This is a genomic window from Sphaerisporangium sp. NPDC004334, from assembly GCF_053602655.1.
Map to the genome: position 1 here is coordinate 70,173 of NZ_JBSGDZ010000014.1, position 22,794 is coordinate 92,966.

At 70.9% G+C, this 22,794-nt stretch carries 18 protein-coding genes; 14 read left to right on the forward strand and 4 right to left on the reverse strand.

Annotated features, from left to right (window positions below; all coding sequences use genetic code 11):
- The first annotated feature begins 168 nt into the window (after nucleotides 1-168).
- From ACWEN6_RS19525 to ACWEN6_RS19545, 5 genes are all read left to right on the forward strand, one after another.
- On the forward strand, nucleotides 169-1,224 hold the full coding sequence (locus ACWEN6_RS19525) for an ABC transporter substrate-binding protein (RefSeq protein ID WP_452571550.1): 1,056 nt from the start codon (nucleotides 169-171) through the stop codon (nucleotides 1,222-1,224).
- A 187-nt stretch (nucleotides 1,225-1,411) separates the two neighbouring features.
- Nucleotides 1,412-2,257: an ABC transporter ATP-binding protein gene (locus ACWEN6_RS19530; RefSeq protein ID WP_354851586.1), complete on the forward strand. Its 846-nt coding sequence runs from the start codon at nucleotides 1,412-1,414 to the stop codon at nucleotides 2,255-2,257.
- Entirely contained in the window at nucleotides 2,254-3,111 is an 858-nt protein-coding gene (locus ACWEN6_RS19535) for an ABC transporter permease (protein ID WP_354851589.1), read from the forward strand. Before ACWEN6_RS19530 ends, ACWEN6_RS19535 begins: the two co-directional genes overlap by 4 nt.
- On the forward strand, nucleotides 3,111-3,518 hold the full coding sequence (locus tag ACWEN6_RS19540; RefSeq protein ID WP_380830139.1) for an RrF2 family transcriptional regulator: 408 nt from the start codon (nucleotides 3,111-3,113) through the stop codon (nucleotides 3,516-3,518). The genes ACWEN6_RS19535 and ACWEN6_RS19540 overlap by 1 nt, the downstream gene beginning before the upstream one ends.
- A 386-nt stretch (nucleotides 3,519-3,904) precedes the next feature.
- Nucleotides 3,905-5,584 (forward strand): serine/threonine-protein kinase, encoded by a 1,680-nt coding sequence (locus tag ACWEN6_RS19545; protein WP_452571552.1) that lies wholly within the window; start codon nucleotides 3,905-3,907, stop codon nucleotides 5,582-5,584.
- Nucleotides 5,585-5,632: 48 nt separating this feature from the next.
- Here the strand turns inward: ACWEN6_RS19545 and ACWEN6_RS19550 are convergent, their stop codons facing one another.
- On the reverse strand, nucleotides 5,633-7,567 hold the full coding sequence (locus tag ACWEN6_RS19550; protein WP_452571554.1) for an amino acid transporter: 1,935 nt from the start codon (nucleotides 7,565-7,567) through the stop codon (nucleotides 5,633-5,635).
- Nucleotides 7,568-7,960: 393 nt separating this feature from the next.
- On the opposite strand from ACWEN6_RS19550, the gene ACWEN6_RS19555 reads away from it, so the two are divergent.
- Both ACWEN6_RS19555 and ACWEN6_RS19560 read left to right on the forward strand, forming a co-directional pair.
- The gene (locus tag ACWEN6_RS19555; protein WP_452571556.1) at nucleotides 7,961-8,917 is read left to right on the forward strand and encodes an ATP-binding protein; all 957 of its coding nucleotides are present in this window, start codon (nucleotides 7,961-7,963) and stop codon (nucleotides 8,915-8,917) included.
- A 250-nt stretch (nucleotides 8,918-9,167) separates the two neighbouring features.
- Entirely contained in the window at nucleotides 9,168-9,554 is a 387-nt protein-coding gene (locus ACWEN6_RS19560; RefSeq protein WP_452571558.1) for an SCO5389 family protein, read from the forward strand.
- A gap of 92 nt (nucleotides 9,555-9,646) precedes the next feature.
- On the opposite strand, the gene ACWEN6_RS19565 is transcribed toward ACWEN6_RS19560, so the two are convergent.
- Entirely contained in the window at nucleotides 9,647-10,588 is a 942-nt protein-coding gene (locus tag ACWEN6_RS19565; RefSeq protein WP_354851607.1) for a LysR family transcriptional regulator, read from the reverse strand.
- 97 nt (nucleotides 10,589-10,685) lie between these two features.
- On the opposite strand from ACWEN6_RS19565, the gene ACWEN6_RS19570 reads away from it, so the two are divergent.
- Complete coding sequence (locus ACWEN6_RS19570; RefSeq protein WP_452571560.1) at nucleotides 10,686-11,960, forward strand: pyridoxal phosphate-dependent aminotransferase; 1,275 nt, start codon at nucleotides 10,686-10,688, stop codon at nucleotides 11,958-11,960.
- 163 nt (nucleotides 11,961-12,123) lie between these two features.
- The gene (locus ACWEN6_RS19575) at nucleotides 12,124-12,768 is read left to right on the forward strand and encodes a GNAT family N-acetyltransferase (RefSeq protein ID WP_452571562.1); all 645 of its coding nucleotides are present in this window, start codon (nucleotides 12,124-12,126) and stop codon (nucleotides 12,766-12,768) included.
- Nucleotides 12,769-13,196: 428 nt separating this feature from the next.
- Here ACWEN6_RS19575 and ACWEN6_RS19580 read toward each other — a convergent pair whose 3' ends face one another.
- On the reverse strand, nucleotides 13,197-13,685 hold the full coding sequence (locus ACWEN6_RS19580; RefSeq protein WP_354851612.1) for a hypothetical protein: 489 nt from the start codon (nucleotides 13,683-13,685) through the stop codon (nucleotides 13,197-13,199).
- A gap of 404 nt (nucleotides 13,686-14,089) precedes the next feature.
- On the opposite strand from ACWEN6_RS19580, the gene ACWEN6_RS19585 reads away from it, so the two are divergent.
- Both ACWEN6_RS19585 and ACWEN6_RS19590 read left to right on the forward strand, forming a co-directional pair.
- Nucleotides 14,090-17,137 (forward strand): AfsR/SARP family transcriptional regulator, encoded by a 3,048-nt coding sequence (locus ACWEN6_RS19585; protein WP_452571564.1) that lies wholly within the window; start codon nucleotides 14,090-14,092, stop codon nucleotides 17,135-17,137.
- Nucleotides 17,138-17,575: 438 nt separating this feature from the next.
- Nucleotides 17,576-17,878, forward strand: a complete 303-nt coding sequence (locus tag ACWEN6_RS19590; RefSeq protein ID WP_354851618.1) for a hypothetical protein — start codon at nucleotides 17,576-17,578, stop codon at nucleotides 17,876-17,878.
- On the opposite strand, the gene ACWEN6_RS19595 is transcribed toward ACWEN6_RS19590, so the two are convergent.
- Nucleotides 17,871-18,803, reverse strand: coding sequence for an AraC family transcriptional regulator (locus ACWEN6_RS19595; RefSeq protein WP_452571566.1), 933 nt, complete (start codon nucleotides 18,801-18,803; stop codon nucleotides 17,871-17,873). The two genes, ACWEN6_RS19590 and ACWEN6_RS19595, sit on opposite strands and share 8 nt — an antisense overlap.
- Nucleotides 18,804-18,906: 103 nt before the next feature.
- On the opposite strand from ACWEN6_RS19595, the gene ACWEN6_RS19600 reads away from it, so the two are divergent.
- The 3 genes from ACWEN6_RS19600 to ACWEN6_RS19610 all read left to right on the forward strand — a co-directional run bounded on the left by ACWEN6_RS19600 (nucleotide 18,907) and on the right by ACWEN6_RS19610 (nucleotide 22,703).
- Nucleotides 18,907-19,935, forward strand: coding sequence for an aldo/keto reductase (locus ACWEN6_RS19600; protein ID WP_452571568.1), 1,029 nt, complete (start codon nucleotides 18,907-18,909; stop codon nucleotides 19,933-19,935).
- Between the two features lie 258 nt (nucleotides 19,936-20,193).
- Nucleotides 20,194-22,257 (forward strand): VWA domain-containing protein, encoded by a 2,064-nt coding sequence (locus tag ACWEN6_RS19605; protein ID WP_452571570.1) that lies wholly within the window; start codon nucleotides 20,194-20,196, stop codon nucleotides 22,255-22,257.
- A gap of 14 nt (nucleotides 22,258-22,271) precedes the next feature.
- Complete coding sequence (locus tag ACWEN6_RS19610; RefSeq protein ID WP_452571572.1) at nucleotides 22,272-22,703, forward strand: hypothetical protein; 432 nt, start codon at nucleotides 22,272-22,274, stop codon at nucleotides 22,701-22,703.
- Nucleotides 22,704-22,794 lie beyond the last annotated feature (91 nt).

Genomic DNA, 22,794 nt, shown 5'->3' on the forward strand with positions numbered 1-22,794 from the left:
CGCCGACATAACGGCATATTTCGTCATATGGGCTGGTAGAGGCCACCGGTCAGGGACACGAAGCGATAACGACAGGCGTCCGAAACCCCGTTCTCGCTTGACATGTGGCTCCGCATGTCGTGTTATGACACCTAACCGACTTATTAAGTAGGAATTAGGGAGAGGTCAATGAGGGTTCGCAGGCTACGAGGGATGGCGGCCGTGGTGGCCGCGGTCGCGGTGACCGCCCTCGCGGCTGCCTGCGGAGGGGATGGGGGATCCTCCGGCGGCGACGCTGCCAAGACCGAGGTCCGCCTCGGCTTCTTTCCGAACATCACGCACTCCACGGCCCTGGTCGGGGTCAAGAAGGGCCTGTTCGCCAAGGCCCTGGGCTCGAACGTCACACTGAAGACGGCGACCTTCAACGCCGGCCCCGCCGCGACCGAGGCGATCTTCTCGGACGCGGTGGACGCCACCTACATCGGGCCGAACCCGGCGATCAACGCCTGGTCCAAGTCCAAGGGCCAGGCGATCAAGATCATCGCCGGCTCCGCCTCCGGCGGCGTGTACCTCGTCGTCAAGCCCACCATAAACGACGTCGCCGACCTCAAGGGCAAGAAGATCGCCACGCCGCAGCTCGGCAACACCCAGGACGTGGCGCTGCGCTACTGGCTTCAGGAGAAGGGGCTGAAGACCGACACCAAGGGCGGCGGCGACGTCTCGATCGTCCCGCAGGAGAACTCCCAGACCTTGCAGACCTTCGCCACCGGCGACATCGACGGCGCGTGGGTGCCCGAGCCGTTCGCCAGCCGCCTGGTGCTCGAGAGCAAGGGCAAGATCCTGGTCAACGAGTCCGACCTGTGGCCGGACAAGAAGTTCGTGATCACCCACCTGATCGTCCGGCAGCAGTTCCTCAAGGAGCACCCCGACCTGGTCAAGAAGCTGATCGAGGGGCACGTCGAGTCGACCGCCTACATCAACTCCGACCCGGCGGGCGCCAAGGAGGCGATCAACGCCGAGCTTCAGGACCTCACCGGTAAGCCGCTGAAGCCCGAGGTGCTGGACAGCGCGTTCAAGAACATCACCTTCACCAACGACCCGATCGCCTCCTCCCTGGTCGCCAGCGCCGACCACGCGCAGAAGGTCGGGCTGCTGGACCCGGTGGACCTCAACGGGATCTACGACCTCAAGATCCTCAACGAGGTGCTCGCCGCCAAGGGCCAGCAGGCGGTGAACGACAAGTGACCGCGCCCGCCCTCACGGGCGGGCACCCCGCTCATCACGCTCATCACGGCCCGTCCGGCCCCCGCGGCCGGGCGGGCCGGCCGCCCCGCTCCACCGGCGCCCCCGGACGGACGGGCACCGCAGGTCGAAACAGCCCAAACGGCGCCGACGGCCACCGGCCGGCGGGGGCGCCGGGTGAGGAGTCGAAGTGACAGCTCCGAGCAGGGAGCTGCGCTCCAGCCGGGTCGACGGGCACGAGCCCGCGGTCCGGCTGGACGCGGTCTCCAAGGTGTACGGCAGGGAGTTGCTCGCCCTGGACCGCGTCACGCTGTCGGTGGGCAAAGGCGAGTTCGCCTGCCTGCTCGGCGCGTCCGGTTGCGGCAAGAGCACGCTGCTCAACCTGGTCGCCGGGCTCGACCGCCCGACGGCCGGGACGATCGACACCGGCGGCGCGCGCATCGCGATGATGTTCCAGGAGCCGGCCCTGTTCCCGTGGCTCACGGTCTCGTCCAACATCGAGCTGGCCCTGCGGGTGACCGGCACCGCCCGGAACACCACCAAGAAGGAACGCCGCGCGCGGGCCGCCGAACTCCTGGAGACGGTCCACCTGGCCGGCTTCGGCGGCAAGCGGCCGCACGAGCTGTCCGGCGGCATGCGCCAGCGGGTCGCCCTCGCCAGGGCCCTCGCCCAGCGGGCCGACGTGCTGCTCATGGACGAGCCGTTCGGCGCGCTGGACGCGATGACCCGCGACCTGCTCCACGACGAGCTGGAGCGCATCTGGCGCGAGCGGGGGCTGACCGTCCTGTTCGTGACGCACAACGTGCGCGAGGCCGTCCGCCTCGGCGACCGGGTGGTCCTGCTGAGCAGCCGGCCGGGAACCGTCATCGAAGACTACGCCGTCACCCTGCCGCGCCCGCGACGCACCGACTCCGGCGAGGTCGCCGGTCTGGCCTCCACCATCACCGACCGGCTCCGCCAGGAGGTGCTGCGCCACGCCAGGCCGGCGCAGGCGGTGTCCGCGGCCGGCGCCGTCCCCGCGGGAGCCGACCGATGACCGCCGACGTCTCCCAGCACCTCGCCGGACTGGACGCGCTCGAGCTCTCGGGCCAGGAGCGGCGCGGCGTCGCCGCGCGCGTCTGGTCGCGGGCGTGGCCGATGATCGCGGCGATCTTCCTGGTCTTCGCCATCTGGGAGGTGGTGGTGCTCAGCGGCTGGCGTCCCGAGTACGTCCTCCCCGGCCCCATCACCGTCCTCGGCGAGCTCGGGCACCGCCTCGGCGACGGCGACTTCTACCAGGCCGTCGCGGTGACCATGCGCCGCGCCATCTTCGGGTTCGCGGTCGCCGTCCTTGTGGGGCTGGTGGTCGGCGCGGCGGTGTCCCGGGTGCGCCCGCTGCGCGCGGCGTTCGGCTCGCTGATCACCGGCCTGCAGACCATGCCGTCCATCGCGTGGTTCCCGCTGGCGATCCTGCTGTTCAAGCTGAGCGAGAGCGCCATCCTGTTCGTGGTCGTGCTCGGCGCCGCGCCGTCCATCGCCAACGGGCTGATCGCCGGCGTCGACTACACCCCGCCCATTCTGCTGCGCGCCGGCCACATCCTCGGCCTGCGGCGGCTGGCGCTGTACCGGCACGTCATCCTGCCCGCCTCGCTGCCCTCGTTCCTGTCGGGCCTCAAGCAGGGCTGGGCGTTCGCGTGGCGGTCCCTCATGGCGGGCGAGCTGCTGGTCATCATCGCGCACCAGACCTCGATCGGCGAGCAGCTCGACAACGCACGTGAACTGTCCGACGCACCCGGCCTCCTCGCGACGATGATCGTGATCCTGGTCATCGGCATCGTCGTGGACATGTGCTTCGGTGCGGCCGACAACGCTCTCAGGCGCCGCTGGGGGCTCGACCAGCCGGTCGGCTGATGCGGATCTCCGCCAGGACGCAGTACGCCCTCCGCGCCGCCGCGGAGCTCGCGGCCGCTCCTCCCGGCCCGGTGCCGGCCGAACGGATCGCGAGCTCCCAGGACATCCCCCGCAGGTTCCTGGACAACATCCTGCTCCAGCTGCGGCGCGCGGGGCTCATCGAAAGCCAGCGGGGTCCCGAGGGCGGGTACTGGCTCGCCCGGCCGGCCACCGAGATCACGCTGGCCGACGTCATCCTCGTCGTCGAGGGAGTGCCCTCCCACAGCGAGCGGTTCCCCGGGGTCGCGGGGCCGCTCGCCGAGGTGTGGTCCGCGCTGCGCACCTTCGAGAACGAGACGCTCACCGAGATCACCCTCGCCCACATCGCCACCGGCTCACTCCCACCCCTCACCGCCCCACCTCTCTGAAAGCGTCGTTCCCGGCGACACGGCGGGCGCGTGCGCCCACATTGACGCTTGCGAACAGCGTCTGCCCGGAGGCCGGGTGGAATCCGGTCGAGCTCGCGCAACGGCTTTCCCGCTGGCGGGAGTTCTGGCCGGTTCGTCTTCACCGGACTGGTGGTGATGCCGAGCCGGTCGTGGTCCGAACGGCGCGAAATCCCGGCCGTGATCCTGCCCCCGGAACCACTGGTCGGCGTAGTGGACCGAGCGGGGCGGCACGGCGGCGACCTTCATGTTGGACGGTGGGGACCTTCATGCGGGACGGCGTTGTTGGAGCGCGGTGGTGGCGGCAACTGTGGAAGACTTCCCATCTGCTGACTTCTCGCTCTATCGCCCGCGAAGGGGCATTTTGGATGGGAACACCTGGGCAACTGGTGGTGAAGCGGTACCGGCTGGTGCGAGCCCTCGGGCAGGGCGGCATGGGAATGGTGTGGGAGGGGCACGACACGCTCCTCGACCGGCCGGTCGCCGTCAAGGAGGTCCTGGTACCGCCCAGGCTCGACTCCCGCCAGCGGCTCCAGATGCTCCACCGGACCTCGCGCGAGGCCCGCACGGCGGCGCGGCTCAACCACCGCACCATCGTGGGCGTCTACGACGTGGCCGAGGAGGAGGGGCATCCCTGGATCATCATGGAGCTCGTCCCGTCCCGCTCCCTGGACCGCGTCCTCGGCAGTGAAGGGCCGCTCTCGGTGCCCCGGGCCGCGACGATCGCGAGCGAGGTGCTCACGGCCCTGTCGCTCGCGCACGCCGCCGGCGTCGTCCACCGTGACGTGAAACCGGCGAACATCCTGATCGGTTACGACGGCCGGGTGGTGCTCAGCGACTTCGGCATCGCCACCTCGCTCGGCGACCCGTACGCGCAGCGCAGCGGCACCATCGGCTCGCCCGGTTTCGTCGCGCCCGAGCGCCTCGACGGCGCCCCCGCCGCTCCCGAGGGCGACCTGTGGTCGCTGGGCGCGACGCTGTTCGCGACCGTCGTCGGCCGCCCGCCGTTCGAGAACTCCATGGGGCCGCTCGCCTCGCTGCTCACCCAGGACGCCGAACTGGCCCGGGTGCCCGTCGAACTGCGCCCGGTGCTCGCCGGCCTGCTGGCCAAGGACCCGGCCAGGCGGATGAGCGCGTCGGCGGCCAAGGCCCTGCTGGAGCCGCTCCGCTCACCGGCGACGACGCCCGCCGCGACCGCTCCGAGACTGGCCGGTCACACCAAGCTGCTGGCCGGCGTGGCGGCGGCCGTGGTGATCGCGAGCGCCGTCGGCGGGTGGGCGATGCTGCGCCCGCCGGACACCACGCCCGCCGGACGGGACGGCGTGCCGTCCACGGAGGCTCCCACGTCGAGCACGCTGTCCAGCCGCGCGGCCGCCCCCGCGACGGCGTCGCCCGCTCCGGACCGGTTGCGGATGAAGTGGTACGACGCGGACGCGGGCTGGAGGGCCGGCGTGCCGCGCGGCTGGCGACTGTCCGTACAGGACGGCCGGCACACCTGGGCGGCGCCGACCGGCACCGCCTACCTGGGCGTGGAGGTCGTCGACGCCCGTGGGCGGGACCCGCTGGACCTGCTCACCGAGGTCGAGACGTCCCTGTCCGGGTCGGTGCGCAAGTACCGCAGGATCCGCCTGGAGAAGCTTCCCGCCACCCCGGCGACACCGGCGAGCTTCGCGCGATCCTCCACCTCCACCACATCGCCGACACCGGGAGCACCCACGACACCGAGGACACCCACGACGCCGGGAGCATCGGCGACGCCGCCGACACCGGCCGACGGCGGCACACCGGGAGTCACCTCGGCCGGGCACAGGGGCTCCGCTCCCGCCAAGGGCGTGGTCGTCGCGGAATGGGAGAGCACCTGGACCGGCCCCGGATACCACTCATGGGCCGTCAAGGGCGTCCCCTACCACGAGCTGCAGCGGATGATCATCTCTGGCGGCCGGATCAGCGTCATCGACTGGGTGACCACCCGCACCGAGTGGGACCGCCTCAAACCCACCCACGACGCCGTGCTGAAGTACTACCACCCCCCAACCCCCCACTCCTGACGCCCCACCCACCGGCTCCCCGACAGGCGACCGAGGTGGATCCGGGGGTCAGCCGACGTGGACCGGGGGGCGGCGGGTGTCGTCGGGTTCGGCTTGGCGGAGGACCTCGCGGGTGAGGGGGGCGACGTCGCCGCCGCCGAAGACCAGGTAGCGCAGGAGCGCGGCGATCGGGTTGCCCTCGGACCAGTGGAAGTAGACGTGCGGCAGCTTGTCCGTCTCGTCGCGGATGTGCAGTAGGACGGCCGCGATCGTGTTCGGGACCGTCGCGGCCTCGACCGTGAGGATCTTGTAGCCGTGGCGCTCCTCGCCCCGCACGTACAGCTCGGAGTGGAACTCCGAGGCGTCCTCGATGGTGACCTCCAGGAAGAGCAGAGGCTCGTCCTCGGGGAGGTGGTTGTTGCGGCGGGTCTCGTGGTCCTTGTCGGCGTACTCCTGCCGGTCGCGGGCGTCGGGCTCGTTGGCGATGATGCGGAGCTTCCCGGGCACGTCGATGAGGCGCTTGGCCTCCTCGTCCAGTTCGATGGCGCTGACCCGCAGCTCGGTGGACCGGGTGGCCCGGGAGACCAGCGAGGTGACGATGATGGCCAGCACGAAGAAGAACGCGATCTTCAACCCGTCGGGGCGCTCGATGATGTTGGCGATCGCGGTGTAGGCGAGGATCAGCGCGACCACGCCGAAACCGATGGTCCTGCGGAGATGGCGCTTCTGCCAGCAGGACAGCGTCACCGCGACGGCGGCCGAGAGGATCAGCGCCAGCACGCCGGTGGCGTACGCGCCGCCCTGCTCTTCGACGCCGGCGTCGAAGAAGACGGTGATGGCGAAGGCGATGGCCGTGAACACCAGCACGAGGGGGCGAACGGCCCTCGTCCAGTCGGGGGCCATGCCGTAGCGGGGTAGATAGCGCGGCACGATGTTGAGCAGGCCGGCCATGGCCGACGCTCCGGCGAACCACAGGATGGCCATCGTGCTCAGGTCGTACACGGTGCCGAACAGGTCGCCGAGATAGGTGTGGGCGAGGTAGGCGAGCGCCCGCCCGCTGGCCTTGCCGCCCTCGTGGAACTCCTTGGCCGGGATGAGCACGCTGGTGGCGAAGCTGCTGGCGATGAGGAACACGCTCATGATGAGCGCGGCGGTGGTGAGCAGCAATTTGGCGCCCTTGACGCGCTGCGCCAGGTCGCCCTTGACCAGCGGCATCACGGCGACACCGGTCTCGAAGCCCGACAGGCCGAGCGCGAGCTTGGGCATCACGAACAGCGAGACGGCGATCATGGCGAGCGGCCCTGAGTGCTCGGTGACCAGAGCCTGCCGCCAGTCGCCCACCAGGGCGGGGTGGGCCACCGCCTGCGCGACGGCCGTGGCCACCACCACGACGTTCAGCGCGAGGTAGACCGCGACGAGCACGACCGCCAGGCCGATGGCCTCACTGAAGCCGCCGAGGAAAACCATGCCGAGCAGGGCGATGAGCAGCAGCGTGATCGGGACCTTCCACCCCTGGAAGAACTCGGGGACGAAAGGATTCTGCAGGAGGTGGGCCGTCGCGTCGGCGGCCGACAGCGTGATGGTGACGACGAAGGCCGTGGCGACGAACCCGAGCAGGAACAGCACGAGCAGCTTGCCCCGCCACCCGGGCAGCAGGCCCTCGAGCATGGACAGCGAGCCGAGGCCGTTGGGGCTCTCGGCGGCCACCGCGCGATAGGTGGGCAGGGCGCCGAACAGCGTGAGCGCGACGAGCAGCAGCGTGGCGACAGGGGACAACGCGCCGGCGGCCAGCGCGGCGATGCCCGGCTGGTAGCCGAGGGTCGAGAAGTAGTCGACACCGGTGAGGCACATGACCTGCCACCAGTGGTGCTGCTCGTGCGGCGCCGGCTCGGCGTGGTGACCGACGGACTTGCGGTCGGACTGCAGAAGCCCGTGCAACAGCCAGGCACGGAGCTTGTCGTCGGCGCGTTCGTCGGACGCCGGCGGAGTCGAAGTGGCCGCCACCCGTATCACCCTCTTCAGTGCTTGGACGACAGGAACCCTACTCAACGCGCGCCGCCCTCAGCCCCCCGAATCCACCGGCTGTGGACAGAGAACGTCTTCCCGCGGCTTTTCGCGGACAGAAAGGGCGAACAGCAACCGCGCTTGTGGACAACGCACCGGCCGGCCGCCGGGGACAAGGGACCCTTGCCTGACCGCCGCCCACAGGTTGTGGACGGCCACCACGCCGGCCGGGCCAGGACTGCCCGGCGCGCCTCGGACAAGCCTCGGACAGGGCAAGAGCAGGTGAAAGACGAGCCGGAGGAGCCGGAAGCCGACGAGGAGAGCCGGTGCGGCGTGGCATGATGAGGCCGCCGGTACTTGCAATGGTTTTCATAACCAGATTGGATTTCCCGCATGAGAGTCGCCTTCGTCGGCAAGGGCGGCAGCGGCAAGACCACGCTGTCGTCGCTCTTCGCCCGCTACGTCGCACGACAGGGCGGCCCCGTGGTCGCCATCGACGCCGACATCAACCAGCACCTCGGCCTGGTCCTAGGCCTGGACCCGGCCGCGCTGCCCGAGCCGCTGGGCGCCCACATCGGCGAGATCAAGGAGTACCTGCGCGGCGACAACCCGCTGATCGCCTCCGCCGGCTCCATGGTCAAGACGACTCCGCCCGGCCGCGGGTCGCGCCTGGTCGGTCTCGACGACCCCTTCTTCGCCGACCGGTTCACCACCGCCGTCCAGGGGTTCGGCCTCATGGTCACCGGCCCCTTCAGCGAGGACGACCTCGGCGTCGCCTGCTACCACTCCAAGGTCGGCGCGGTCGAGCTGTTCCTCAACCATCTGGTCGACGGCCGCGACGAATACGTCATCGTCGACATGACCGCCGGCGGCGACTCCTTCGCCTCGGGCATGTTCACCCGGTTCGACATGACCTTCCTGGTGGCCGAGCCCACCCGGCAGGGCGTCAGCGTCTACCGCCAGTACCGCGACCACGCCCGCGACTTCGACGTGCCCATCGCCGTGGTCGGCAACAAGGTCCACTCCGCGGCCGACGTCGCCTTCCTCCAGGAGCAGGTGGGCGAAGACCTGCTGGTGTGCCTGGAGCACTCGCCGGCCGTCCGCGCCATGGAGCAGGGCCGCGCGTTCACCCTGGAGGACCTGGAGCCGGCCAACCGGCAGGCCCTCGTGACGCTCCTCGCGCGCGTACAGGCGCAGGAGAAGAACTGGGAGAGGTTCGGCCGGCAGACCATCGAGTTCCACGTCCGCAACGCCGAAGCCTGGGCGAACCGCGCCACCGGGGAAGACCTGCGCAAGCAGATCGACCACGGCTTCGTCTTCGGCGAGCGCCCCACCGTCCCCGCCGGATGACACCGGACGACGCGGGATGACGCCGCACGTCCCCACGCGACGCCGCACGAGGCTCGAGGCTGTGAGGCCGCACGGTGCCGCACGACGCCGTACGAGCCTGCACGAGGCCGCGACGCCGGAACGCCGGACGACGCCGGACGACCCCCGCGGCGGCACGCGCCGCCCATGTGACCGTCCCCCCACCGCCACCTGGAGCCGGTCCGACCTGACGCCTGACCTCGGACCCGCCCATCTCGAGAGGAGAACCCGCATGTCGCTGACCGTTCCGAACGAGCTCGTCGACCAGGCCCGCACCGGCGACGTGGACGACGAGGCGTTCCTCGCCTGCGTCCGCGACTCGCTCCCGTACGCCTGGTCCCTGATCACCGGGCTGGTCCGGGAACGCGAGCAGAGCGGCGCCGAGTTCGCCGACAACCTCACGCCGCCGCCGGACGAGGCGGCGCGGGGCCAGTTGCTGCGCTGCTTGGCGAGCGACGCGATGCGCGGCGCCCTCGAACGGCACTTCGGGGTGCGGCTCGCCTTCCAGAACTGCCACCGCGTCGCGGTCTTCGACCCCGCGGCCGAGAAGGCGCACGCGGAGTTCGTCACCGCCCGCGCGCAGATCCTCAACCAGCGGCCCGACCTGGTCGACTGCTGACCTGAGGCGCGGCAGCGGCCCGGCCTCCGGCCCCGCCTGCCCCGCCGTCCTCGCCCCGCCCGGTCCCGCACCGCCACGGCGGCCGCGCCCCGCTAGTCGGTGGAGGACCGGACGGGCGCGAGGTCGGCGGCGAGGTAGCGGGCCGCAACGTGCAGGGCTCGCAGCGTCGCTGCGACCGACGGACGGTTGACGCTCGCCGTCCTGACGACGGCTCGCACCTCCCGGGTGACCGGGTTGCCGGGTATCTCGCGCACCGCGACGCCCCGCACTCCGGCGGCCAGGGCCAGCGCCGGCACCGCGGCGATGCCGATGCCCTTGGCGACCAGGCTGAGGATGGTGCCGAGCCCTTCGAACTCCCACGGCACGGGCAGGGCGCCTCCGACGTCCGACAGCAGGCGGTCCACCGCCATCCGCGACGGTTCTCCGTCGGGGGTGGCCATCCACGGCTCGTCGCGCAGGGTCAGCATGTCGACCGGGACCGACGGGTCGGCCATCCGGTGCCGGCGGGGCACGACGAGCACGATGGGGTCGTGCAGCAGCGGCAGCACGCGCAAGGTGTCGGTGCCTCGCGAACGCATGCCGCCGTACCAGTCGTCCACGAGCGCGATGTCCGCCTCTCCCGCCTCGACCTCCCTGATGCCGCGGCCGGACCGGCCCTGGCGCAGCCGCAGCGACAGTGCGGTGTGCCGGCGCAGCGACCGCACGAGGACCGGGGCGAAGGCGACGGCCGCCGTGGGGAAGGCGGTCACGACCACGCGGCCCGAGGGCGTGGCGGCATGGGCCGACAGGTCGGACTCGGCGGTCTCCACCATGGCGAGGATGCGTTCGGCGTGCTCGACGAGCCGGTACCCGGCCTCCGTGAGTTCGGCGCTACGAGATGTGCGGTCCAACAGCGCCGAACCCGACTCGCGTTCCAGGGTCGCGAGCTGCTGCGACACCGCCGAGGCGCTGTAGCCGAGCGCCGCCGCCGTGGCGGCGATGCTGCCCCTGCGCGCGAACTCGCGGAGCAGGGACAGCCGCCGTAAGTCGAGCATCGGTTCTCCTTGTGCTCACCACCGAAAAGCCTCGCTTGTGCCGATGGGTGTACCCGTTCAAGCTGGGCAGGTCCCCAGACACCAGGAGGTTATGACGATGAATGTCACACTTTCAGCAACCCTGGCAGCTAATGAGGACATTGCCCGAAGACGCCGCGCCGGAGAACGGGTTCTCAACCTGGCCTTCGGCGAGGCGGGCCTCCCCGTCCACCCGGCACTGCGCGAGCGCCTCGAGGCGGCCTCGCGGGAGAACGGTTACGGGCCGGTCGCCGGCGCTGCGGCCCTGCGCGAGGCGGCGGCCGGCTACTGGGAGCGCCGCGGGCTGCCCACCGATCCCGACCTGGTGGTCTGCGGCCCGGGCAGCAAGCCGCTGCTGTACGCCCTGCTGCTGGCGATCGGCGGTGACATCGTGCTGCCGATGCCGAGCTGGGTGAGCTACGCGGCCCAGACCGGTCTGGCCGGCGTGCAGCCGATCATGGTGCCGGCGTCCTCCGGCGAGGGGGGGACGCCCGATCCCGAGCAGGTGGCCGCAGCGGTCTCACGCGCGCGCGCCCGGGGACGCACGGTCGGCTCGGTGCTGGTGACGCTGCCCGACAACCCGACCGGCAGGCTCGCGACCCCGAGGACCGTGCGGCGCCTGGCCCAGGTCGCCCGTGAGCTGGACCTGACGATCATCTCCGACGAGATCTACCGCGACCTCGTCCACGATCCCGATGCCGAGTTCCTCAGCCCGGCGGACGTCGCGCCCGAGCGCACCGTGGTCACCAGCGGGCTGAGCAAGAGCCTCGCCCTCGGCGGGTGGCGCATCGGCGTGGCGCGGCTGCCCTCGTGGCCGCTCCGGGAGGCGATGCTCGCCGTGGCCTCGGAGATCTGGTCCAGCCCGGCCGCCCCGGTGCAGCACGCCGCGGCCTACGCCTACACCGAACCGCCGGAGCTGGTCGAGCGGGTGGCCGCGAGCAGGAGGCTGCACGGCATCGTGGCCCGCGCGGTGGCCGGCCGCTTCACGCGGGCGGGCGCCATCGTGGCCGAGCCCCAGGGCGGCTTCTACCTGTATCCCGACCTCACTCCGCTCGGACGGTTCGGCACCTCGGACGAGCTGGCCACCGTCCTGCTCGAACGGCACGGCGTGGGCGTCCTGCCCGGCTCCGCCTTCGGCGACCGGCCCGCCGACCTCAGCGTCCGGGTCGCCACGAGCCTGCTGTACGGCGAGGACGAGGAGCGGCGGCTGGCCGCGCTCGAGAGCCCGGAACCGCTCGGACTGCCGTGGGTGGCGGCCGCCCTTTCGCACCTTGACGGCGCCCTCGCGGCGCTCACTCCGAGGGGGTGTCCGGCGGCCTGGCTGCCCGCCTCGCCGGCGCCGGCGGCACCCTGATCGGCATTACCGAACCTTTACCGCCGGCCAGCACCGGAACCGTGCGGTGATCATGGCTCTGACCTGCGCCTTTACCCTCATGATCAGCGCTTTCCTGGACGCTCACCTAGAAGTTCCATCCGATTTGGCGCAGAGTCTGCAATGGAGCCCTCATCATGTGCTCATGCCCGCTTTTGTCACCCTGTCCGGGCGCTCCGTGCGCCTGGAACCACTCAGCCTCGCGGTGGTCGACGACCTGGTCGCCGCGGCGAGTGAAGACCGTTCCACCTACGCCTTCACTCGGGTTCCCGCCAGTCGGGAAGAGATGACCTCGTACGTCGAGACCGCTCAGGCTGAGCAGGCGGAGGGCCGCACCATGCCCTTCGCCATCCGGTGGCTGCACACCGACAGAGTCGTCGGTGCCACCCGTCTCATGCACCTGGAGTACTGGCAGGGACCCCTGCCCTGGCCTCCCGGCACGCGGGGCGTGGTGGGCGAGGTCCCGTCCGTGGCGGACATCGGTTACACCTGGCTGGCCGCATCGGCCCAGGGCACCAGCGTGAACCGGGAGAGCAAGTACCTGATGCTCTCGCTCGCCTTCGAGACCTGGCAGGTCCACCGCATCACCCTCAAGGCAGACGTACGCAACCTGCGTTCCCGGGCCGCCATCGAGGCCCTCGGCGCACACCTGGACGGTGTGCGGCGGGCGGACAGCCGAGGCGCCGACGACACGGTCCGAGATACCGCGTACTACTCCATCCTGGCCGGTGAATGGCCGGTGGTTCGAGAACGGATGCACGCGAGACTCGGTCTCGTGGAAGCCGCGTGAGCTCCCCGTCCCTTCGATGAACCCATGGAACGCGCAGCCCGCCCGGTAGCCTTCCCGGCCACTGGGCGGGCTGTGTGTTTCCCCCCACTTCCCCCGTGTACTTCGAGCTCCCCCTGCTTTCCGGGTCTCCCCGGCACTTCCCCCGTGTCTCCGGCTCCCCGGCGCACCCCCCCCGTGCGGCCCGGCTCGCCGGCACTTCCCCGCGTTCCCGGCTCCCCGGCGCACCCCCCGCGCGACCCGGCTCCCCGGCACTTCCCCCGTGTCTTCCGGGTCTCCCCGGTGAATAACGCCCCAGGAGGTCTCACTTCCCCCGTTCAACCCCCTGGGGCGTCCCCTGTGGTGCTCCCGCGGCGCGTCCCCAACGTGCCGCGGGCTCGCCGCGCGGATCAGGCCGTGGCCTCATCCGGCGGACGCCTCGGTGGCGTGGATCACTCGTCGCCGTCGCTCTCGTAGACGTAGTTCCAGCGGCCGCAGTACTTCTTCGCGGCGTGGTGGTTGTCCCAGTAGCAGACGCGGACCGAGATGTTGTCGACGTCGTCGGAGGAGAAGTGGAAGTAGCGGGACCCGCTGGAGCCGCACTTCTTGGCCCAGTACGTCGAGTCGTCGCCGTCCTCGTTCTCGAACTTGACCTGGACGTAGCCGCAGAGCCAGCCCGGCGAGGACTTGTCGTACAGCCGGCCCTCGACGTGGAAGTCGCCGTCCTCGTCCTCGTAGACGGTGCCGCGGGCCTTGGCGCGGGAGCCGTTGAAGTACTTGGAGTAGTAGTAGCCCCAGTCGTCGTCGAAGTCGTAGCTGGAGGCGGAGGCCGTCTTCGTGGCGGTCGCCGCGGAGGCGGAGGTGGCGAGGGCGGGGAGGCCCACCGCGATGACGGCGGAGGCTGCGGCCAGGCCCAGGACGTTGCGGATCGAGCGGTGCATTGCGGTTCTCCTATTGCGGGTTCCCCCGTGTGCTTGGTGCTTCGGGGCTTATGACCAAATTGATAGAACCCATCGCCTGCAGGGCGCTTACAACGGCCTTACCTCCGCCTGCAAGGCACTTGCCCGGCTCCTGCCGGATCCGGTTCCCCTGACCCGGATCCGGCGGCGGTGCCGTCGCCGCCCGTGACCGCCCCTCTTCGGTGGGCCGCGTTCGACGTGCCATCAGCATCGCCGTGACCGGTCAACGGCAGATCAACGAGAAATCAACGACTCGATTAACGCGACGGGCGCCGCATAGGGCATAAAGCATGTGGGGACCTATCATTTGCCAATAGAACCGTCTTGAGGGTGGAGAAGCAGGGAAAATGGCTGGTCAAGAGGCTGCGGCTGGCCTTCGCTTCGCGGTGCTCGGACCGGTTCAGGCCTGGCTGTCCGGCCGCGAGGTCGAACTGGGCACCCCTCTGCAACGATCCATCCTCGCCATGCTGCTGCTCCGCGAGGGCCGCGCGGTGACCCCGATGGAGATGATCGACGCCATCTGGGGGGAGGACGCCCCGCCGCGCGCGCTCGGCGCGCTGCGCACGTACGTGTCGCGGCTGCGGGCCGTACTGGAGCCCGACCGCTCGCCCCGCATGCGCCCTGAGCTGCTCACATCGGTGGGCCGGGGGTACGCGCTGCGCCTGGCGCCCGACGCCCTGGACCTGACGCTCTTCGAGCGTTCCGTGGCCGCGGCGGAGGCGCGGCGCAAGGCGGGCGACCTGCCGGGCGCGGCCGCCACCGTGCGCGACGCCCTCGCCCTGTGGTCGGGGGAACCGCTCGCCGGGGCGCTCGGCCCGTACATCGAGAGCCAGCGCGGCAGGCTCGTCGAGCGCCGCATCGGCGTCGTCGAGAACCTGATGGAGCTGGACCTCCAGCTCGGCCGGCACGCCGACGTCATCCCCGAGCTGATCGCCCTGACGGCCGAGCACCCGCTGCGCGAGCGACTGCGCGGCCAGCTCATGCTCGCCTACTACCGCTGCGGGCGTCAGGCCGAGGCACTGGCGGTGTTCTCCGACACCCGGCGGGCCCTGGTGGAGGAGCTGGGCATCGACCCCGGCCATGAGCTGTCCTCGCTCCACCAGCGCATCCTCGGCGCCGATCCGCGGCTCGCGTGGGCGCCCACCGCGCAGGAACGGCGCCCCGCGTCCCCGCCCGCCCCGGCGGGGACCGCCGACCGCCGCGAGCAGGGCGGCGCCCCGCGCACCCCCGCCGCGAGGACCACGGGCGAGACGCCCTTCCCCGGCGCGGAGAGCGCCGAGGCCGAGCACGAGGGCTTCCAGGAGATGCCCCGTCCCGCCCAGCTCCCGGCCGCCGTCAGCGACTTCACCGGCCGCAGGCAGGTCGTCAACCGGCTGCGCACGCTGCTGACCAGCGCCACCGGCACCGAGGGCATGCCCGTCGCGGCCGTCTCGGGCATCGGCGGGGTCGGCAAGACGGCGGTCGCCGTGCACGTGGCCCACTCGCTGCACGACGTGTTCCCCGACGGGCAGTTGTACGCCGACCTGCGCGGCTACGGCAAGGAGCCGACGGCCCCCGAGTCGGTGCTGGCGGCGTTCCTGCGCGCGCTCGGCATCCCGGTGGACATCATCCCCGACGGCCTCGCCGAGCGCGGCGCGCTGTTCCGTTCGCTGCTCGCCGACCGGCAGATGATCGTCCTGCTGGACAACGCCCGGGACGCCGAGCAGGTGGAGCACCTGCTGCCCGGGACGGCCGGGTGCGCGGCGATCATCACGAGCCGGGGGAAGCTGGCCGACCTGCCCTCGGCCCGGCTGCTGGATCTTGAGGTCATGGAGCCGGACGAGGCGCTGACGCTGTTCTCGGCGGTCGCCGGCGCCGAGCGGGTGGCGGCGGAGCGCCCCGCGGCCATGGACGTGGTCGCCATCTGCGGCTTCCTGCCGCTGGCCGTCCGCATCGTCGCGGCGAGGCTCGCGGCGAGGCCGTCGTGGACGGTGGCCTCGCTGGTGCCCCGGCTCGCGGACGAGCGCCGGCGCCTTTCCGAGATGCGCATCGGGCACCTGGCCGTGGACGCCACCTTCTCGCTGGGCTACGGGCACCTGGACCCCGGACAGGCGCGGGCCTTCCGCCTGCTCTCGCTGCCGAACGGACCGGACATCGGCATCCAGGCGGCCTCGGCGGTGCTGTCGCTCAGCATGATCGAGACCGAGGACATCCTGGAGTCGCTGGTCGACGTCAGCCTGCTGGAGGCGCCGGCGCCCGGCCGGTACCGCTTCCACGACCTGCTGCGGCTGTTCGCCCGCAAGCAGGCGGAGGCCACCGAGAGCCCCGAGGCGGGGGCGCTGGCGCTGCGCCGGCTGCTCGGGTTCTACCTGACCTCGGCCCAGGCGGCGCACCGGCTCGCCTACGAGGGCAGTGTGATCTCCGACCACCTGGTGTCCTCGGGCGTGCCCGGCCGGACCTTCGCGGGCGCCGACGAGGCCGTGACCTGGCTGACCGTCGAAGCCGAGGCGATGTTCGCCATCATCGGGCAGATCGCCGAGTCCGGCCCCTCCGCCGAGGCGCTGTCGCCCGCCGCCGACCTGCTGGTCGCGATGGAGCCGCTGCTGGAGTCCGGCGCCTACGGCCGCGAGTTCGTCTCACGCACCGGCGCGGTGATCGCCGCGGCGCAGGCCGTTAACGACAAGGTCAGCGAGCTGCGCTGCCGGTACGTCCTGGGCCGCGTGCTGTTCGGCAGCAATCGGATGGGCGACGCCGAGGAGCAGTTCCGCGCGGCCCTGGACCTGGCCGACTCGACCGGCGACCACATCGTCAGGGGAGAGATCTACAACGGCCTGGCCGTCGTCGCCGGGCGCAGGCGCCGCCACCAGGACGCGCTGGCCCTGTTCGACTCGGCTCTGAAGGCCTACAAGGACATCGGCGCGGCGGCCGGAGAGGCCCTGGTGGCCAGCTACTCCGCCCGCGACCACCTGGGCCTGGGCAACAGCGAGGAGGCGATCGCCGCCGCCCACCGGGGCCTGGCGATCTTCACCGAGCTGGGGAGCGAGCCGGGCATGGCCCGCGCGCGTTACCAGCTCGGCATCGTCCTGTCACGGGTGGGCCGCCTCACCGAGGCGGTCGTCCATCACGCCGAGTGCCTGGACTTCTTCCGCGCCGGCGGCCAGAAGGTGTGGGAGCAGCGGGTGTGCACCCGGCTCGCCGAGACGTTCATCGCCGCCGAGCGTTACAAGGACGCGGCGCGGTACGCCGAGCAGGCGCTCACACTGAGCAGGGAGATCGGGCACCCGTACGGCGAGGCGCTGTCGCTGACCGTGCTAGGCCGTGCCCTCACCGGGCTCGGAAGCGTCCGGCGCAGCGGCGACTGCCTCAAGCGGGCCTTGGACATCTTCTCCCGGCTGGGCTCCCCCGAGGCCGACGACCTGCGCGCGCTCCTGAAGCTGGATCAGGTCGGCGATTAGCTCGCGGACCCCGCTCATGGGCTCGTCGTCCAACCTGGTCATCCACACGTGGTTTATCACTCTACATCCCGATATGTCGCATGACGGCGTTGTCTGCCCTATCTGGGGGTGGAAGTGCCCGGCCGGTCGTCTGCCGCCGCGGGGCGCCGGGGGCCCGGTTGGTCACCGGTGGCGCCTTCGCGGCGACCGGCCGCCTCACGACGACGACCGGCCGGACGTCAGCACGGATCTTGAACCCCCCAAGCTCCGCGCCTCTGCCGTCAAGGCTCGCGCCCGGGGTTCAACGTCGGATCAACGCCCGATCGCACCCCTGTAAGCGGCCCTCGGCGGATCAACCTGGGGTACCGGGCGCTCAAGTGAACGGCAAGCCGCACGTAAGCGGGTACAGGTAGACCTGGGGCGTACGCCCGCACCACCTGCACCAAGGAGCGGATCTCCATGCTGATCCCGTGCTTCGCCTGCGAGTCCCGGTTCCGTCCGGAGGAGTACTTCCTCGCCTGCCACGACTACAACCGCGGCATGGACCTGGTCGCGTGGACCTGTCCGCGCTGCGGCAACCGGGACGATCTGCGCGTGCTGCCCGACGCGCTCGGGTTCGGCTATCCCCGCCGCGGGCGCTTCGACGTGCACGACCGCTTCCGGGTCCCCGGCCTGCGCCGCCACCGCATGGACATGCGCCTGGACATCTCCCTGGACAAGGAGGTCTGGCGCGTCCCCACCCGCCTCCGTCAGCTCACCTAGCCGCCTGAGCCGCGCCGCGGCCCGCGCGGTAGGCCCGCGGAGAGACGCCCATCACGCGCTTGAAGGCGTTGCTGAAGGCGCTCTCGGAGCCGTAGCCCCAGGCGGCCGCCACGGCGCTGATCGTCCGGCCGGTCGCCCGCAGATCCTGACCGGCCGAGTGCATGCGCCAGCGCAGCAGGTAGTCCAGCGGCGCCGAGCCGACGGCCGACCTGAACCTCTGTGCGAAGCTCGACCGTGACATGCCGACCTCGGCGGCCAGCTCGGCCACCGTCCACCGGCGCCCGTTGTCCTGGTGCATGAGCCGCAGAGCCGCGCCGATCTGCGAGTCCATGAGGGCGCCCAGCCAGTCGCCCGTCGCGCGGCCCTCGCCGGAGGCGGCCCGCGCGTGGGCGCGCAAGATCTGGATGAAGATGATCTGCGCGACCCGGTCGGTCACGAACGCGCTGCCGAGCCCCGGGGCGGCGTTCTCCCTCGCCAGCAGCCGCAGCGCCGCCTGCAGCACCTCGGCCTGGTCGGATTCGGCGGGCGCGTGGACGAACGGCGGCAGGACGTCCAGCAGCAGCCGGGCGTTCGCCATGTCCAGCTTGATCGGCCCGCCGACGATGACCACCTCGTCCCCGGTGCCCCAGCGGCACACCGCGTCCACGGTCTCGCGGAACACGACGGAGGCGTGGACGGGCTCGACCAGCGGGTCGCTGAACATGCGGTACGGCGCGCCACCGTTGATCAGGTAGCAGTCGCCGGCCTCGACCAGCACGGGCGCGAGGTCGCCGACGGCGATCCAGCACGAACCGGCGAGCACGGCCCCGCACTTCACGTGCGGGTACCCGTCGAAGGTCACCGCCCAGGGGCCGCCCGCCTCGAAACGCAGGGGCAGGGCGCTCTCGACGTTCAGCAGCGACAGCACGTTCGACAGAGGGTCCACCCGACCTCCGGACGATCGCTCAAGAAAAACGGACTTTCACGCATGGATTGTCGTTGACGAACTCCGTAACCTGCAAGGCGAACGGTAACAAGGGGGACAAAACATGAAATATCGACCGTTGGGCCGTACGGGGGTCTACGTATCCGAGCTCTGCCTGGGCGCGATGACGTTCGGCGGCGCCGACCACCCGGTGTTCAAGATGGTCGGCGGGCTGGGGCAGGACGACACCGACCAGATCGTCGGCACCGCCCTGGACGCGGGGGTCAACTTCATCGACACCGCCGACATGTACGCGGACGGTGAGTCCGAGACGCTGCTCGGCCGGGCCCTCAAGGGCCGCCGCGACGATGTCGTCCTGGCCACCAAGCTCGCCGCCCGCACCGGGCCCGGCCCGAACAACGTCGGCCTCTCACGCCTGCACCTCGCGCGCAGCCTCGAGGACAGCCTGCGCAGGCTGGGGACCGACCACATCGACCTGTACCAGATCCACAGCATCGACCCGCACACGCCGATCGAGGAGACGCTGCGCGCGCTGGACGACGCCGTGCGCCAGGGCAAGATCCGCTACATCGGCTGCTCGAACCTCGCGGCCTGGGAGGTCGCCAAGGCGCTCGGCGTGTCGGCGGCGCGCGGCCTGGCGGAGTTCGTCTCGGTGCAGTCGTACTACTCGCTGGTGGGACGCGACGTCGAGCGGGAGCTGATCCCGATGCTGCGGTCGGAGGATCTGGCCCTGATGGTGTGGAGCCCGCTCGCCGGCGGCCTGCTGTCGGGCAAGACCGACCGGAACGGCGTCTCCGACGCCGGGGCGCGCCACGCTCAGGGGCAGTTCGTGCCGGTCGACACGGAGAAGGCCTACGACGTCATCGACGTGCTCAAGGCCGTCGCCGCCCGCCACGAGGTGAGCGCGGCCCGCGTCGCGCTCGCCTGGGTGCTGGCACAGCCCGCCGTCACCAGCGTCATCATCGGCGCCAGGCGGGTGGACCAGCTCACCGACAACCTCGCGGCGGCCGAACTGACGCTGACCGAGGACGATCTGGCCCGCCTCGACGAGGTGAGCCGCGAGGCCCTTCCTCCGTACCCGGCCTGGATCCAGCAGGCAGGACTCCGCGACCGGCTCCCGCAGCAGGTCTGAATATGGAGCAAACCTTTATTATTCGCCATTCCGGATAGATCGGATAAATCAGTCTTAGGCGGCCCCAGCCCGGGCCGCCTAAGATCGGTCCGCGTTTTCCGACGGCGTCGATTCGGCCCACCCGAATGGCATGAAAAGCCGAGACCGTATCGGCGGCACCCGGTTGCGGAGCTCCGGATCAGTCAAGTGATACGGCGGTAATTGCCATATCTGGCACCATATTCTTCTCGCACCGATTTCCGAGAAGAAGGGGTGGCTTTGGCAGGTCGCGCACAAGGGCCCCGGATCGGCGGGCTGGTCGCGGCCGTGCTCGCCGCCTCCGTGCTCGTCCCGTTCTCCGGGACCCTGACCACCCGGCCGCAGGGAGAGGGATGCGTCGGCGACAGCACCATTCCCGTCGTCGCGTCCGTCGACAAGATCGGTGTCATACGGCGCCTGGCCCAGCGGTTCACCGGCCCGCACGGTTACGAGATGGACGGCAGGCGCGTCTGCCTGAACGTCCTCAACTCGCAGTCGGGGTCGACCCTTCTCAAACTGATCGAAGCGTGGCGCCGGCACAGCGCGCCGGGCGCGGTGGACGCGCCCGGGCCGCTGGACGACTATCCGCTGATCTGGATGCCCGCCTCGTCCATGTGGTGGGTGCAGCTCAAGGAGCGCACCGACTCGTGCGGCGCCCATATGAACGCCTACCAGTGCGAAAAAAACGAACTGGGCCTGTCCAATGAGCCGCCCAAATCCTTGGCGCGCTCACCGATGGTCATCGCCGTGCGCCGTTCCGCCCGGAAGTCTCTGGACAGGTTCAAGACCGCGACCATCACCTGGAAAGACCTCACCGACTGCGGAGGCGCTTCCTGCGATCCGCCCTTGGGGAAGACCAATCCGAACGTGTCGACGATCGGGCTGGAGACCGCACTCGGCATGATCTGGGAGGCCGGCGACCCGAAGAAGGGGGGCGCGGCGAAGGAGATCGCCGAGATGGTGCGCAGGCCGGACGCCAAGAAGCCGTTCCCCGCCGAGACCACGGCACTGCGGGCGAAGGTGCGCGAGGGTGTCCGCGCCATGGAGAAGGCCTTCAGCCACTACGGGCACACCACGGTCGACCTGCTGTGCGGGCTCACCAGGAAGTCCGGCGACTCCGACCAGGCGATCGTCATCGAGGAACAGACGGTGTGGCTGTACAACACCGGCGGACCGGCCAAGGTGGGCTGTCCCGGCGCCGGACCGGAGCGACGGCCGGACGACCCGCTGGTGCCGATCTTCCTCAAGCACCGCTCAATACTTTCTGACAACCCATTCGTGCTCATCGATCCCGCGCCGCGGGCGCATTCGGCGGAGAACAAGGTGGCACAGGCTTTCCAGAGCCATCTTCTCCAACCCGAACTGCAGAAGGAATTCCAGGACCTCGGATTCCGGGTGCCCGACCCCGCGGCCCATGATCGACTCGCCCTGGGTGCGCGGCAGATTCAGGATCTGTATCCGGACGGGTACGACGCGGTCTACGAAGAGGGGACCAATGATCACCTGTCGGAGCCGCCGTGCGTCGCGACCGAACCCGCCGGGAACAACGCCGGCGGGAACGACGTCGTCGGCGCCGGCGGGAACAACGGCACGATCGACTGCCCGCGTGGATTCTTCGACGACGTCCTCACCACCTGGGCGACAGAGCTCCGCAAACCCGTGCAGACCCACGTGCTGGTCGACTATTCGGGGTCGATGAGCGACCCGGTGCGGGAAACGGGCGCCAGGAAGATCGACATCGCGATGGCGGGGGTCGAGCAGATGATCGCCGGCTTCCACGACGGCGACAGGGTCGGAGTCCGCGTCTTCGCCACCCTGCACCCTGAGCTGAGACGCGACTGGCAGGACATCCTCCCGCTCTCCGACGTCACCAAGAGCACGTTGACCGACGTACAGGCGAACTTCCAGCGGTTCGTCACCACGGGGTTCCGCGAGGGCACGCGCCGGACCGGGCTCTACAACAGCATCGCCGACACCGTCACGGACATGGCCGGGCGGTGCGCGACCGGCTCCACCAGCTCGGTCGTCGTCCTGACCGACGGCGCGGACTCCGAGCAGAAGACCTCCACCACGAAGGGATCGAGGAAGACCGGGCTGACCCTCGACGAATTGGTCAAGAAGCTCGGCAGCCCCGATCGGCCGTGCGCGGTCCGGGTCCTCATCGTCGCCTACGGCGCGGACATCGACTCGGCGACGGCGAGTGCCATGGGGCGGATCGCCGACGCCACCTCCGGCCACGTCTACTACGCCACCGATCCGGCCTCCCTGGGAACGGTGCTGACCGATCTCATAGCGGACTTCTGAAGGGAGGCGTCTCCATGCGGGTCTCACATCCCCACCGGCTCGCGGCCATCGTGTCCGGGGCGATCGCGGCGGCGGTCTCACACCTCACCGGACATCCGCCGCCCGGCGTCGTCCTGCTGGTCGGGGTCCTGGTCTGCGGCGCCTACGTCGCCGGCCTGGTCCTGGGCGACGCGGCGCCGCGCCTGGTCCGCCACGTCCGCCACCTGCCGCGGAGGCGGACCGCCTTCCTGGCCGCCGGCTCCATCGTCCTCGCGGTGCTGACCGTGGTCCTCGCCGGGGAGGTCACGCCGGGCGCCGTGCTCGGGGCGTTGACGGCGCTGTTCGCGCCGTTCCTCCTCGATCTGGCCGTGGCCGCCCACCACCGGGAGTCCGGGCCCAGCGCCCCGGTCCCTGATCCACCGGCGTCGCCGGCCGCCTCCGAACCGGCCGAGACCACCCGGGCCTGACGTCCCGGCGAAGGCCCGATCGGCTGTGGCGGCTCGACGGTCAGCGCCGCCATGGGCGGCGCATGGATGGAGCCGGGTGGCCGGCGAAGTC

Excerpts from the sequence above, each read along its gene's own strand:
- ACWEN6_RS19590 (WP_354851618.1), top strand. The coding sequence starts at position 17,576 with ATGCTGATCCCGTGCTTCGCCTGCGAGTCCCGGTTCCGTCCGGAGGAG.
- ACWEN6_RS19610 (WP_452571572.1), top strand. The coding sequence starts at position 22,272 with ATGCGGGTCTCACATCCCCACCGGCTCGCGGCCATCGTGTCCGGGGCG.
- ACWEN6_RS19570 (WP_452571560.1), top strand. The coding sequence starts at position 10,686 with ATGAATGTCACACTTTCAGCAACCCTGGCAGCTAATGAGGACATTGCC.
- ACWEN6_RS19540 (WP_380830139.1), top strand. The coding sequence starts at position 3,111 with ATGCGGATCTCCGCCAGGACGCAGTACGCCCTCCGCGCCGCCGCGGAG.
- ACWEN6_RS19560 (WP_452571558.1), top strand. The coding sequence starts at position 9,168 with ATGTCGCTGACCGTTCCGAACGAGCTCGTCGACCAGGCCCGCACCGGC.
- ACWEN6_RS19580 (WP_354851612.1), bottom strand. The coding sequence starts at position 13,685 with ATGCACCGCTCGATCCGCAACGTCCTGGGCCTGGCCGCAGCCTCCGCC.
- ACWEN6_RS19555 (WP_452571556.1), top strand. The coding sequence starts at position 7,961 with ATGAGAGTCGCCTTCGTCGGCAAGGGCGGCAGCGGCAAGACCACGCTG.
- ACWEN6_RS19525 (WP_452571550.1), top strand. The coding sequence starts at position 169 with ATGAGGGTTCGCAGGCTACGAGGGATGGCGGCCGTGGTGGCCGCGGTC.
- ACWEN6_RS19565 (WP_354851607.1), bottom strand. The coding sequence starts at position 10,588 with ATGCTCGACTTACGGCGGCTGTCCCTGCTCCGCGAGTTCGCGCGCAGG.
- ACWEN6_RS19535 (WP_354851589.1), top strand. The coding sequence starts at position 2,254 with ATGACCGCCGACGTCTCCCAGCACCTCGCCGGACTGGACGCGCTCGAG.
- ACWEN6_RS19545 (WP_452571552.1), top strand. The coding sequence starts at position 3,905 with ATGGGAACACCTGGGCAACTGGTGGTGAAGCGGTACCGGCTGGTGCGA.
- ACWEN6_RS19600 (WP_452571568.1), top strand. The coding sequence starts at position 18,907 with ATGAAATATCGACCGTTGGGCCGTACGGGGGTCTACGTATCCGAGCTC.
- ACWEN6_RS19575 (WP_452571562.1), top strand. The coding sequence starts at position 12,124 with ATGCCCGCTTTTGTCACCCTGTCCGGGCGCTCCGTGCGCCTGGAACCA.